This window comes from Acidimicrobiia bacterium, from assembly GCA_012959995.1.
GTDB lineage: Bacteria > Actinomycetota > Acidimicrobiia > Acidimicrobiales > MedAcidi-G1 > MedAcidi-G2B.
Window position 1 is genome coordinate 34,354 of record DUCC01000012.1, and the last position, 13,267, is coordinate 47,620.

Consider the following 13,267-nt stretch of genomic DNA (forward strand, 5'->3'; position numbering starts at 1 on the left):
ATGCCCTACGAAAAGAACAGGGCCAGCCTTTATCGAGCTTCGCCGTGACTATAAACCCAGCTACTTGGACTAAAAACTAGGTATACCCCGACATTGTCACACCCCGCGTCTACCTTTGAGGCATGGAAATCATTACCGTCATTGCTTTGTTGGTTGCCCTTGTCGCAGTGGTCTGGGCTTTGCGGCAATCTTCAGAACCCAGCGGCCCTCCGTTGGATAACGCTGCGTTAGCCCACCACATTGGGGCGGAGGTAAAAGCGCAAATGTCCGAGGTGGCCACGGCGGCCCTCGAATCAAACAACAAACAGTTCCTCACCTTGGCTGACCAAAAAATGCAAGGCCTTCAAGCGCCGTTTGATGCCGAAATGAAAAAACTGGCCGAGGAGGTTGGGCGCTTGGAGGAATCAAACAAAGAACGCAAAGGGGCCGTTGATGAGCTGATGAAACAAATGGGCACCAAGATCACCGAGTTGAATACCTCCACGGTGACTTTGTCGCAGGCCTTGCGCTCACCGACCTACCGAGGTTCCTGGGGCGAACAACAACTGCGCAATGTGATTGAGATGGCCGGCATGACGGCCTATTGCGATTTTGAAGAACAAAAACAAGGAGAAAACCAAGAAGGTAATCGGGTGCGTCCCGATGTTCGGGTACGGCTACCTAATGGTGCTCATCTCGCTATTGATGCCAAAACCCCTTTTGAGGCTTACGCCCGAGCCCAAGAAGCTACTGACCCCGCGGTGGTGGAGTTAGAACTTAAGGCCCATGCCCTCGCTCTGAAAAAACATGTAGATGAATTGGCTTCTAAAAAATATTGGGAGCACAACGATGGCCCTGCACCGGAGTACGTCATCTTGTTTGTGCCTGGTGAATCGTTTCTGGCCGATGCTGCTCGGGCCCGTCCCGAGTTGTTGGCTGAGGCCATGAACAAGCAGGTGTTGTTGGCTTCGCCGGTGAACCTGTTGGCTTTACTTTGGGCTGTGCATCGCGGGTGGCAAGAGGCCCGTATTTCAGAAAACGCTCGAGAGATTGCCGAGTTGGGCGAAGAACTTTATAACCGGGTCGGTGTGTTGCTTGAGCATGTAGACAAAACCGGGCGAGGCCTAAGCACTGCGGTCAATGCCTACAACAAACTGGTGGGTTCAGTAGATGGGCGTCTCATGCCTTCGCTGCGCAAGTTCCCCGAACTGGGGGTGGGAAGCGACGAGTTGACTACCCCACAAGCATTGGAAGCATTGCCGCAAAAAATACAGTCTGAAGAGCTAGCGCTCCCGGTCGGTGAAGACTAAAACTGCCAAGTATTAATTACCGCAAGCGCTTCTTCAACTATTTGATCATCGCTCCAAGTCTCTATTTTGGTGGCTGACCGAGCAGTGTTGTAGCCACCCAAAATCGGTTTACCGGTCCATTTCATAGCGTTGTAGCACTCAACAAAATGCCCACGTTGATTCGGCATGTGACCAATGAGGTCAGTCCGGTATCCCAAAACGGTTTTTAAATTTTAAAACCACTTTGTTGATGAGCCCTATACCGAGGTTGTCCACCGCTGATTGTTGTTTAAGGGGCAACGCAGGATTAAACGAAACCGTACCGGCCGGTAACACCCCTAACGGCAAAGTGATTACCACCGAATCTGCAGTGAATTCCCCGCTGTTTGTTGCCACCTGAACCTCGCTGGCAGCATGATTGATTGACGAAACTGCCGTGGAGAGCCGAATGTCAAGATCGGTGTTCGTGTCTTGAAACAAAGGAAGATAGCCACCCACCGAAACGGCGCCGCCTCCTCGCGTTTGGTCCTCTTCCCATGAAGTAGCCATGGCCAACTCATCAATGTGGGCAGGTCATCAGTGTTCAATTTCGGTGGCCACCGCATAGTCAAACCAGCGCTGTTCTTGAGAGGTAAGTGCAGCACGTAAAGGTGCCAACTGTGGGCCCATAGCGCGGGAAGTAAGGTATGCCGATGGCCGCCCAGTTTATTGGCCGAGAAATTGATGCAAGTTGAGACCACTGAATCTACGTGCCATCCCAGTCAAAGAGCGGACCGTTGTTCTCGTCGGTCGAAACAAGATCAATACCCAACAATCGAGCTCGTTGTTTAAGCGGGGTGAAAAGTTGGTGCTGACTAGAGGCTAGGCGCTGATGCGTCGCCCACCGGAAGCCCGGGCCGCTTCGGCTAACAATTTTGCCAACTGGTCGTAGTCCCCGTCTACTGTGCTCACCGTTAAACGGAGGTGGTCGCTTTTTTTATTTACGCAAAAAGGGCTCCCTGGGGCGGCCCCAATGCCGTGAGAAGCCAAGCTGATGAGGGCCGTGGATTCGTCAGCGACCTCCAGCCAAAGATTGAAACCTGACTCTCCGGGAATGCTGACCCCCTGCTCAGCGAGTGCCGCCACCAGCGCCGAGCGTCTTTGGGCGTAGGTATGGCTGGATGTGTTTACCAGTTGAGCCACTGCCGGGTCGGTAAGTAAGTGAAGGAGAACCCCCTGTAATAAGCGGCTGCTCCAGGCTGGCCCGAGTTGGCGGCGGTGAATGAGCGCATTGATGATTTTGGCTGGGCCACCTACGGCGCCCAGTCGAAGGTCGGGGCCGTAGGCCTTGGAAAAACTATGAATGTGTACTACCTGGTTGGAGAGTCGGCTCCCCAAAGAGTTGAGGTCAGACCCGGCAACTTCGCCAGAATGGTCATCTTCGATAATTAATAAATCACGGCCTTCAAGAAGTTCGGCTAATTGGTCGGCTCGTTGGGCAGAAAGATTCCAACCGGTGGGGTTGTGGGCCCGAGGTTGTAAGAGCACCGCTTGAGGGTCAAGTTCAAGGGCTGCGGCAAAGGCCTCTGGGTCGGGTCCGTCTTTTGCCATGGCCACTGGGAGGAGTTCAGCACCAGCCAACTCCAGCATGTCTAAGGCTGGTGGAAACCCGGGGTCGGTAACGATGACCCGGTCGCCGAAGTTTATGTTGCTGGTAATAATGCGATCTAAACCGTCCATGGCTCCGTCAACCACGGTGATTAATTGGGCCGGGTACGGCCATTGTTCAACCAATAAATCATTCAGGGCGGGAAGGGTTGGCCAATCAAGGTAACTCGAAACGGGTAGTTCGTTGCGTAAAGAGGCGAGGGCGGTTTCTAGCGAGGGCAGCAATTTGGGGTCGGGGGTGCCGGTGCTGAGATCCCATTGGTAAGTATCGGGGTCAACAGGGACTTGCCAAAAACGGCCAGGGTCGTCTGGTTGACGGCGCGATCGAACAAAGGTACCGCGCCGGCCGTCAGTAGTGACCAGCCCCGCATGCTGCAAACGACGCCAAGCATCGGTCACCGTAGAAGGGCTAATGCCTAGGGCTTGAGCGACGGAGCGCACCGTGGGAAGCCGATCGTTGCCGCTGACCTCGCCGGAGCTAATTAAACGCCCCACGGCGGCGGCGATACCCGCCGGGCTTTTGTCGGTGACGGAGTTGGTAATGATGTTGAGGAGGTTGTGCATATTTTTTTGATTGTTACTAAATGGGTATTGTGTGTGTGCCGATTGGCACATAGTGTGTCAGAAAGAAAATGATGTTGCAAGACCCGATTGAAACATTTTGAGGAGAAACCCATGACAAACATCGTTCGTTCAGCCATGGTCCAAGCAGCGTGGACCGGCGATAAAGAATCAATGATTCAACTTCACGAGCAATACGTAGCCGAGGCAGCAGCCAATGGGGTGCAAGTTATGTGCTTCCAGGAGTTGTTCTACGGCCCGTACTTTTGCCAAGTGCAAGACGCCGCTTTTTATGACTACGCCGAAGCCATTCCTGACGGCCCCATCACCAAACGCTTTCAAGAACTTGCAGCTAAACACAACATGGTGTTGATTTTGCCCATGTACGAAAAAGCCCAAGAAGGTTTTTTGTATAACACCGCAGCGGTCATCGACGCTGACGGCACCTACCTAGGCAAATATCGCAAGACCCATATCCCGCAGGTCAAAGGTTTCTGGGAAAAGTTCTACTTCCGTCCCGGCAACTTGGGCTACCCGGTGTTCGACACGGCAGTAGGCCGAGTGGGCGTTTACATCTGTTATGACCGTCATTTCCCCGAAGGATGGCGTGCCTTGGGCCTCAACGGTGCCCAAATGGTCTTTAACCCATCGGCCACCAGTCGTGGACTTTCTAAGTACCTGTGGCAAATTGAGCAACCCGCTTCTGCGGTGGCCAACATGTACTTCGTGGGCGCCATTAACCGGGTAGGAATTGAAGACTTGGGTGAAAACGATTTCTACGGCACCACTTATTTTGTCGACCCCCGAGGCCAGTACGTGGGCGATGTTTGTTCAGAAACCGAAAACGAACTCATCGTACGAGACCTTGACCTTGACCAAGTAGAAGAAACCCGCAACCAATGGGCCTTTTACCGTGACCGCCGCCCCGACATGTACGACCCACTGGTTCAACCGTAGTTCAACGACCCATCGGAGAAAAATATGGCTACCAACGCAGAACTCTTAGCACGCCATAAGGCGGTGTTGCCGTCTTGGCTGGCCCAGTACTACAACCCTCCTATTTCTTTGGATAGCGGTGAAGGACGCCACGTTTTTGATGTGGAAGGCAACCGTTACCTCGACTTCTTTGGTGGTATTTTGACCACCAGCCTGGGTTACAACATCCCAGAGGTCACTCAAGCTATTCAAGCGCAGGCCCCCAAAACCCTGCACTCGTCAACGCTTTATCTTTCGGAACCCATGATTGAGTTGGCTGAACTCATTGCTGACCTTTCGGGTATTCCCGATGCCAAAGTATTTTTTACCACCTCGGGAACCGAAGCCAATGATGCTGCTTTGATGCTGGCCACTACTTATCGGAAGTCCAACCAAGTGTTGGCTATGCGCAACAGTTACCACGGCCGGTCGTTTACTACCATTGCCATTACTGCGCAACGGTCTTGGTCACCCACCAGCGTGAGCGGGCTCTCGGTCAATTACGTCCACGGCGGCTACCGCTTGCGGAGCCCTTTCCGGGCTTTCGATGACGAGGCTTACACCACAGCCTGTGTCGACGACCTGACCCAAGTGTTTGACATGATGACCTCCGGTGACGTGGCGGCCATGATCGCTGAACCCATTCAAGGAGTGGGCGGCTTTGCCACCCCACCCGACGGTTTCTTTGGCGCCATGAAAAAAGAACTCGACAACCGCGGTGTGCTCTTTATCTCTGATGAGGTCCAAACCGGCTGGGGCCGCACCGGCGACCATTTCTGGGGCTACCAAGCTCACGGCATTACTCCCGACATTTTGACCTTTGCCAAAGGGGTGGGCAACGGTTTGGCTTTAGGCGGGGTAGTGGCTAGCGCCGAATTGATGGACTCTTTGCCCGGCAACTCGCTTTCGACCTTCGGCGGGAACCCGCTGAGTAGCGCCGGTGCCCTCGCCACCATCAACTACATGTTGGACAACGACACTCAAGGCAACTCGAAACGTATGGGTGAGCGCTTGGTGGCCAAACTGCAACCAGCAGTTGATGACTCCACCGTAGTGGCCGAACTCCGTGGTCGCGGATTGATGCAAGCCATCGAGACCGTGCAGCCCGGCTCATTAGAGCCTAATGTTGAAGCGGCTAGTCAAATCATTGAACAAGCTCGTGTCGCTGGCCTGTTAATCGGTAAGGGCGGGCTCTACGGCAACGTTTTACGTATCGCTCCACCCATGACGGTGACCGAAGCAGAAATTGACGAAGCAGGCGACATTTTAGTTGACTGTATAAAAGCATTGGATTAATAAACCAAGACAAAGAGGGGAAATCATGACCAAGCTCATTAAAAATGGAACCGTAGTTAGCGCTACCGGCCGCCACGCAGCAGAAGTGTTGGTGGATGGAGCAACCATTGTGGCGCTATTGCAACCCGGTTCGGATACGGCATTAGCTGCCGAAGCCGGCGCCGAAGAGGTTATCGATGCCACTGGTAAATACGTCATACCCGGCGGTATCGACAGCCACACCCACATGGAATTGCCTTTCGGTGGAACCGCCGCCTCCGACACTTTCGAAACGGGAAGCCGTGCTGCTGCTTGGGGCGGAACCACTACCATTATTGACTTTGCTGTTCAAACCTATGGCCAAAATGTACGCGATTCGCTAGAGGCCTGGTTCGCAAAAGCCGAAGGTGAATGCGCCGTGGACTACGGATTCCACATGATTCTGGGCGACATTAACGAAGCGTCATTAAAAGAAATGGACACTTTGGTCGGCGAAGGCATTAGCAGTTTCAAACTATTCATGGCTTACCCCGGCGTCTTCTACAGCGATGATGGCCAAATCTTGCGAGCCATGCAAGTAGCGGCCAACAACGGCTCGCTTATTTCTATGCACGCCGAGAACGGTATTGCCATTGATGTGTTGGCCGAACAGGCAGCTTCTCGTGGCGATACTGGCCCGGTGTTTCACGGGTTGACCCGCCCGTCGTTGTTGGAAGGTGAAGCCACTTTCCGAGCGATTCAATTGGCCCTGGTGGCTGGCGCTCCGGTTTATTTTGTGCACCTTTCATCGAGCGAAGCACTCGAAGCCGTGGCTGCGGCAAAAGACAAAGGCCACAACGTTTTTGCCGAGACCTGCCCGCAATACCTGTACCTCAACCTGGAAGACCACCTCGGTGCTCCAGGTTTTGCCGGGGCTGGTTACGTTTGTTCAGCGCCCCTGCGCACCAAGCACCACTCCCACCAAACCGATTTATGGAAGGGCCTACGCACCAACGATCTGTCCATCGTGGCCACCGACCATTGCCCTTTCTGCATGAAGGATCAAAAAGACCTTGGGGTAGATGACTTCCGGGCTATCCCCAACGGAATCGGCGGGGTTGAACACCGCATGGACCTCATTTACCAGGGTGTGGTTATGGGCGAAATGACCCTCGAGCGTTGGGTAGAAACTTGTTCCACTACCCCGGCCCGCATGTTTGGTATCTACCCGCAAAAGGGCGTTATCGCCCCCGGTTCAGATGCCGACATTGTGCTCTACGACCCGCAAGCCACCAGCACCATTTCGGTAGACACCCATCACATGAACATGGATTACTCGGCCTACGAAGGCATAGAGATTGCCGGCAAAGTCGACACCGTCATGTCTAAAGGCAAGGTCATTATTTCTGATAACGCTTATCACGGCCGAAAAGGTGACGGCAGTTACCTTAAACGTGGTTTGTCTACTTACCTTCACTAATCATTTTCAGGAGCACCAATGCAAGAAATTCATCACCTCGTTGATGGCCAAGCCAAACCGGGCACTTCGGGAAACACCGCACCAGTGTTTAACCCGGCGACCGGTGAACAAACCGGCCAGATCGGCTTGGCATCAATCGAAGAAGTCGACCAAGCAGTCGCTTCGTCTAAAGCAGCTTTTCAAGAGTGGGGCACCGTGTCGGTGGCTCGCCGTACCAAGTTGCTTTACAACTTTCGCAACCTTGTGGAAGCCAACGCTGACGAAATTGCTCGTCGTTTAACCGCCGAACACGGAAAAGTAGGCGACGATGCCCGTGGCGAAGTAGCACGAGGCATTGAAAACATTGAGTTTGCTTGCGGCGTAGCCGATGCGCTTAAAGGCACCCACACCGAACACGCCTCAACGGGAGTAGACGTTTATTCAGTGCGGCAGCCGTTGGGGGTTTGTGCGGGAATAACCCCATTTAATTTTCCAGCAATGGTGCCTTTGTGGATGATCCCGAATGCCGTGGCTTGCGGAAACACGTTCATCTTGAAGCCTTCAGAGCGTGACCCTTCTGCTCCTCGCTTCATTGTTGAACTCGCCCAAGAAGCCGGCTTCCCTCCAGGGGTCATCAACATGGTTAACGGCGACAAAGTAGCAGTGGACCGCTTGCTGGAACACCCTGATATCAAAGCAGTGAGCTTTGTCGGGTCAACCCCCATCGCTAAATATGTTTACGCCACCGGGGCCGCCCACGGCAAACGAGTACAAGCCCTCGGAGGCGCCAAAAACCATATGATCGTGTTGCCCGATGCCGACATCAATTTGGCCGCCGATGCCGCAGTCTCTGCCGCTTATGGTTCAGCTGGCGAACGCTGCATGGCTATTTCAGTGGTGGTGGCTGTGGGTGGCGTAGCCGACCAATTGGTTCCGGCCATTAAAGAACGCATGTCCAAGTTGGTTATTGGCCACGGTGATGATCCCGCCTCAGAAATGGGCCCGGTAATCACCTGTGAGCATCGTGACCGGGTAGCGGGTTACATCGCCGCCGGTGCCGAAGCAGGCGCCGATGTGGTGGTCGATGGACGAGATTTCGCCTTTGAAGGCAACGGGTCGTTTATTGGTGTTTCTTTGTTGGACAACGTCACCACCGATATGAGCGTTTACACCGACGAGATTTTTGGTCCAGTGCTTTGCGTGGTCCGGGTAGACACCTATGCCGAAGGCGTGCAAATGATTGCCGACAATGATTTCGGTAACGGAGCGGCCATCTTTACCCGAGACGGGGGAGCAGCTCGTCAGTTCCAACAAGATGCCGACGCAGGCATGGTGGGTATTAACGTGCCTATTCCTGTACCGGTAGGTTACCACTCGTTTGGTGGTTGGAAAGACTCACTCTTTGGCGACACCACCATGTATGGCCCAGAGGGAATGCGTTTTTACACCCGCCCCAAGGTGGTAACCAGCCGCTGGCCCGACCCCGCAACCAGCAGCGTTGACCTGGGCTTCCCCCAAAACGATTGATCGGAGACTAGTAATGGATTTTGGTGTAGTACTTCAAACTGACCCCCCGGCCTCTCGGGTGGTTGAGTTGGCTCGTTTGGCTGAAACCTTAGGTTTTACCCACGGGTACACCTTCGACAGCCACGTGCTTTGGCAAGAGCCGTTTCCGATTTATGGCGCCATGTTGGCCGCTACCGAAAAAATGATCATTGGCCCGATGGTCACCAACCCCGGTACACGAGACTGGACGGTTATCGCCTCGTTGTTCGCCACGCTAAACGACATGTACGGCGAACGTACCGTTTGTGGTATCGGCCGAGGCGACTCCGCTATGCGGGTTATTGGTAAAAAGCCGTGCAACTTGGCCACTCTGGAAGAATCCATGAAGGTCATCAAAGCCTTAGCCGAAGGCGAAGAAGTCGACTATCACGGAACACCCCTCTCGTTTCCTTGGCGCCAAGGAGGGTCGCTGCCCGTCTGGATGGCTGCCTATGGCCCTAAAGCCTTGGCGCTCTGTGGCCGACAAGCCGACGGGTATGTTTTGCAGTTAGCCGACCCACAAATAGCGGCCTGGACCATCGGCGCCGTTCGACAGTCCGCTGAAGAAGCAGGCCGCGACCCGGATTCCATCACTTTCTGTGTGGTAGCACCGGCCTATGTGGGTGACGACATCGCCCACCAGCGAGACCAAGTTCGTTGGTTTGGCGGCATGGTGGGTAATCACGTAGCCGACTTGGTGGGTCGTTATGGCGCCGACAGTTCCATGGTTCCTCAAGCCCTGACCGATTACATCGAAGGCCGCAAAGGCTACGACTACGCCGACCACGGTCGGGCGGGTGCTGAACATACCGACTTTGTACCCGACGAGATTTTGGATCGCTTCTGTATTTTGGGCAACGAGGCAGCGCACATTGAGCGTTTAGAAGAACTCCGTGCTTTGGGCGTTGACCAGTTTGCGGTGTACCTGATGCACGACCAAAAAGAAGAGACGCTAAACGCTTACGGCCAACACATTATTCCGGCTTTTCAGTGATCAACAAACGCCTCCGCCTGGTGTTGACCGTGGTGGTGGCTTTGGTCGTGGTGGTAGCCCTCTGGGAGGGTTATAAGTGGATGGGCCAACAAACCGATGATCACTGGCCGGGCACCAATTTTGGTTTACCAACCGCCACCAACGACATCATCATGCCGCATGCCGCTGACATTCTTGGCGAGTTGACCACCGACATTCGAGACGGTCGAGACACCCTGCCCATGTATGTGTTCCTCTTGAAAAAGGCATGGTTTACTTTTCAAGAGGCATCTATTGGTTTCGTGTTGGGGCTTTCTATCGGCATGGGTTTAGCGGTGTTAATGACCCGATGGAAGGTGGCTGAAAAGGGGTTGCTGCCGTGGATAAATGTGTCACAAACTATTCCGCTTATTGCTTTAGCTCCGTTGGTGGTTACTTGGGGCCGTCAACAAAACATGCCTGACTTGTTGAGTATTTCGCTTATTTCCACCTACCTAACCTTTTTCCCCGTAGCGGTAAGCGGACTGCGGGGTTTGCAATCCCCAGATGCCGACCATGTTGAGTTGATGCGTTCTTATGCCGCTTCGTGGCGCACTACTTTGTTTAAGTTGCGCTTACCAGCCTCCCGTCCCTATCTTTTTCCGGCTTTAAAAATTGCTGGCACCCTAAGCATCGTGGGGGCCATTGTGGGTGAAATATCCATTGGCACCAAAACAGGCCTTGGGCGAGCCATTTTGGAGTACGCCCAACGCTATGCCGTGGCGCCCGAACGGCTTTATGCATCAGTAATCGGGGCGGCTTTTTTAGGCCTAACTGTATTTGGTCTTATCAATTTGACTGAGCGCTGGGTTATGCGGCGCACCAGAGAGGTTATTTAGTGAGCAGCGAACACGCAGTATCAGTAACTGAGGTAGGAAAAGTCTTCAACGAGGGAAGCGTCGATGAGGTAGCGGCCCTTTCTGGTATTGATCTCAACATTGAGCCCGGTGAGTTTGTTTCTTTAATTGGGCCCTCAGGGTGCGGTAAATCTACTTTGCTTCGTCTCATTGGCGACTTATTGGAACCCTCAGCGGGAGCGGTCAGTGTGTTTGGAAAATCAGCCCACCAAGCCCGCATGGACCAGGACTATGGCATGGTGTTCCAGCATGCCGGTTTGTTTGATTGGCGCAAGGTAGCGGCCAACATTGAGTTGCCGTTGGAGTTACGTGACTGGTCAAAAGCCGACCGAGCGGCCCGATCAAAAGAAATGTTAGACCTTGTTAAGTTGCCTGATTTTGGTAACCATTACCCACGCCAACTTTCTGGCGGGATGCAGCAAAGGGTCTCTATCGCTCGGGCTTTGTCTTTCAAGCCGAAATTGCTACTGATGGATGAACCCTTTGGCGCCCTTGACGAGATGACCCGGGAACACATGCAGATTGAATTGCTGCGCATTTGGGAAGAAACAGGTACCACCGTGGTTTTTGTTACGCACTCCATCCCCGAAGCAGCTTTTTTGTCTAATCGCGTGGTGGTGCTTTCACCACGCCCTGGTCGGGTGCATTCAATAATTGAGGTAGATCTTGGGCAGCGCACAGAAGATACTCGTGAAAACCCAGAGTTTTTTTCTACGGCTACAAAAATCCGTGAAGCACTTCGGGCCGTGGAGGCCGCTCAATAATGCGCTCTCGCTGGTCGGCTCTTTGGCCCCCTTTGTTGACGGGGGTAGGGGGCTTATTGCTGTGGGAAGGCATGATTATAGTTTTTGGGATTAGAGAGTTTTTGCTTCCCAAGCCATCGTCGATCTGGGCTGAGTTGTTCGCCGAGTGGCCTGTCTTAAGTCATGCCGGTTGGGAAACTGGGCGCATAGCTTTTAGCGGACTGGTGTTGGGTGTACTCGCTGGGGTGGTTTTGGCCTTTGTCACCAATCGCTTCCGCTCGCTTAACGAGGGGCTGACTCCGTTAGCGGTGGCGGTGAACGCCACCCCTATTGTCGCTTTGGCTCCCATTTTTAATGCTTGGTTTGGTATTACTGGAGTAGTTAGCAACCAAGCCGTGGTAATTGCTGTGGTGTTCTTTCCGGTATTTATTAATACCGCTAAAGGACTAACTGAGGTGCACCCTGATGAAATTGAACTGATGCGTTCGTACGCTTCTAGCGAATGGACTATTCTCCGTGAGGTGCGCGTTCCTAATGCTCTTCCATTTTTTGCCAACGCTTTGCGAGTGGTCGCTCCGCTTTCGGTGATTGCCGCCATCGTGGCCGAATATTTCGGTGGCCCACAAGACCGCATCGGCAATGTCATCACCTCAAATGCCGCCTTCGCCCGCTATGACGTGGCCTGGGCCGCTATTGCCGTGGCCTCCGCTTTTGGTCTTGCTCTTTTTGCCGGAGCCGTGCTCATCGAACGCCTGAGCACACCGTGGCGTATGGCCACCCAAGTCGAAATAACCAACAATAAACCCGGGAGGGGAAAATGAATAAGAAAAAAATAACAATGCGTATCCTCGCATTACTGGCCGCCATGTCGTTGTTTTCTGCAGCTTGCGGCTCTGACGACGTAGCGGTAGGCACTGGCGACTGCGAGACCGTTGATTCGATTAGTTTGCAATTGCAATGGCTTACTCAAGCACAGTTTGCTGGTTACTACGCAGCGGTTGATAGTGGCATTTACGCTAACTACTGCCTTAACGTGACCATCCTTGAAGGTGGTGTAGACATCGTGCCTCAGCAGCAACTTGCTTCGGGCGCCGTTGACTTCGCTATTTCATGGGTACCAAAAGCCTTGGTTTCTCGCGAAGGCGACATGGACATCGTGAACGTGGCGCAGGTCTTCCAGCGCTCCGGTACCTTGCAGGTTTCATGGGCTGATTCCGGTATCAACACCCCTGCCGATTTGGCAGGCAAGACCGTTGGTAACTGGGGTTGGGGTAACGAGTTCGAGTTGCTGGCTGGCGCCCGCAGCGCTGGTTTAGACCCAGCAACCGACTTCACCTTGGTGCAACAGTCCTTTGACATGCTGGCTTTGTTGACCGGCGAAATTGATGCCTCTCAAGCCATGATCTACAACGAATATGCACAGGTATTGGAAGCCACCAACCCGGATACCGGCGAGTTATACACCGCAGATGACCTTTCGGTAATCAACTGGAACGATGTCGGTACCGCCATGTTGCAAGACGCTATTTGGGCTGACGGTGCCCGTCTTTCCGACGAGGCTTACGCCGACATCACCACTCGTTTTGTGGCCGGCTCCCTTGAAGGTTGGGCTTACTGCCGTGACAACGCACAAGCATGTGTTGACATTGTGTTGAACAATGGTTCAGCACTGGGTGCTTCACACCAGGCTTGGCAAATGAATGAGATCAACGGTCTCATTTGGCCATCGGCTGGTGGCGTAGGAGTCATGGATTCAGCGCAATGGGATCAAACCATCAGCGTTGCTACTTCAGAATCCATTTTGGCTGCTGCTCCGGACTCGGGTGCCTACACCTCAGAGTATGCCGAAGCTGCGGTAGCTATTTTGGAAGCTAAGGACATTGATACCAAGGGCAATGGTTGGACACGAGCCACCATTACCTTGAACGCAGGCGGCGAATAATCTT

The 13,267-nt window shown here is 53.6% G+C and carries 12 protein-coding genes; 10 read left to right on the forward strand and 2 right to left on the reverse strand.

Annotated elements, in window-relative coordinates; translation table 11 throughout:
* Positions 1–122: 122 nt before the first annotated feature.
* The gene (locus tag EYQ49_03475; protein ID HIG24943.1) at positions 123–1,289 is read left to right on the forward strand and encodes a DNA recombination protein RmuC; all 1,167 of its coding nucleotides are present in this window, start codon (positions 123–125) and stop codon (positions 1,287–1,289) included.
* Positions 1,290–1,469: 180 nt separating this feature from the next.
* Here the strand turns inward: EYQ49_03475 and EYQ49_03480 are convergent, their stop codons facing one another.
* Both EYQ49_03480 and EYQ49_03485 read right to left on the reverse strand, forming a co-directional pair.
* Complete coding sequence (locus EYQ49_03480) at positions 1,470–1,817, reverse strand: hypothetical protein (GenBank protein ID HIG24944.1); 348 nt, start codon at positions 1,815–1,817, stop codon at positions 1,470–1,472.
* Between the two features lie 312 nt (positions 1,818–2,129).
* Positions 2,130–3,479 carry an aminotransferase class I/II-fold pyridoxal phosphate-dependent enzyme gene (locus EYQ49_03485; GenBank protein ID HIG24945.1) on the reverse strand — a complete coding sequence of 450 codons (1,350 nt, stop codon included), beginning with the start codon at positions 3,477–3,479 and terminating at the stop codon, positions 2,130–2,132.
* A gap of 111 nt (positions 3,480–3,590) precedes the next feature.
* On the opposite strand from EYQ49_03485, the gene EYQ49_03490 reads away from it, so the two are divergent.
* The 9 genes from EYQ49_03490 to EYQ49_03530 are packed head-to-tail and all read left to right on the forward strand — an operon-like array spanning position 3,591 to position 13,263.
* Positions 3,591–4,433 (forward strand): acyltransferase, encoded by an 843-nt coding sequence (locus tag EYQ49_03490; GenBank protein HIG24946.1) that lies wholly within the window; start codon positions 3,591–3,593, stop codon positions 4,431–4,433.
* Between the two features lie 24 nt (positions 4,434–4,457).
* A complete protein-coding gene (locus tag EYQ49_03495) occupies positions 4,458–5,747 on the forward strand; it encodes an aspartate aminotransferase family protein (protein ID HIG24947.1) in 1,290 nt (429 codons plus the stop codon).
* 25 nt (positions 5,748–5,772) lie between these two features.
* Entirely contained in the window at positions 5,773–7,185 is a 1,413-nt protein-coding gene (hydA, locus tag EYQ49_03500; protein ID HIG24948.1) for a dihydropyrimidinase, read from the forward strand.
* 18 nt (positions 7,186–7,203) lie between these two features.
* Positions 7,204–8,691: a CoA-acylating methylmalonate-semialdehyde dehydrogenase gene (locus EYQ49_03505; GenBank protein HIG24949.1), complete on the forward strand. Its 1,488-nt coding sequence runs from the start codon at positions 7,204–7,206 to the stop codon at positions 8,689–8,691.
* Between the two features lie 13 nt (positions 8,692–8,704).
* On the forward strand, positions 8,705–9,703 hold the full coding sequence (locus EYQ49_03510; GenBank protein HIG24950.1) for a TIGR03842 family LLM class F420-dependent oxidoreductase: 999 nt from the start codon (positions 8,705–8,707) through the stop codon (positions 9,701–9,703).
* Complete coding sequence (locus EYQ49_03515; GenBank protein HIG24951.1) at positions 9,700–10,560, forward strand: ABC transporter permease subunit; 861 nt, start codon at positions 9,700–9,702, stop codon at positions 10,558–10,560. Before EYQ49_03510 ends, EYQ49_03515 begins: the two co-directional genes overlap by 4 nt.
* Positions 10,560–11,342, forward strand: coding sequence for an ABC transporter ATP-binding protein (locus EYQ49_03520; protein HIG24952.1), 783 nt, complete (start codon positions 10,560–10,562; stop codon positions 11,340–11,342). Before EYQ49_03515 ends, EYQ49_03520 begins: the two co-directional genes overlap by 1 nt.
* Entirely contained in the window at positions 11,342–12,142 is an 801-nt protein-coding gene (locus EYQ49_03525) for an ABC transporter permease (GenBank protein HIG24953.1), read from the forward strand. Before EYQ49_03520 ends, EYQ49_03525 begins: the two co-directional genes overlap by 1 nt.
* Positions 12,139–13,263 carry an ABC transporter substrate-binding protein gene (locus tag EYQ49_03530; GenBank protein HIG24954.1) on the forward strand — a complete coding sequence of 375 codons (1,125 nt, stop codon included), beginning with the start codon at positions 12,139–12,141 and terminating at the stop codon, positions 13,261–13,263. Before EYQ49_03525 ends, EYQ49_03530 begins: the two co-directional genes overlap by 4 nt.
* The last annotated feature ends 4 nt before the right edge of the window (positions 13,264–13,267 follow it).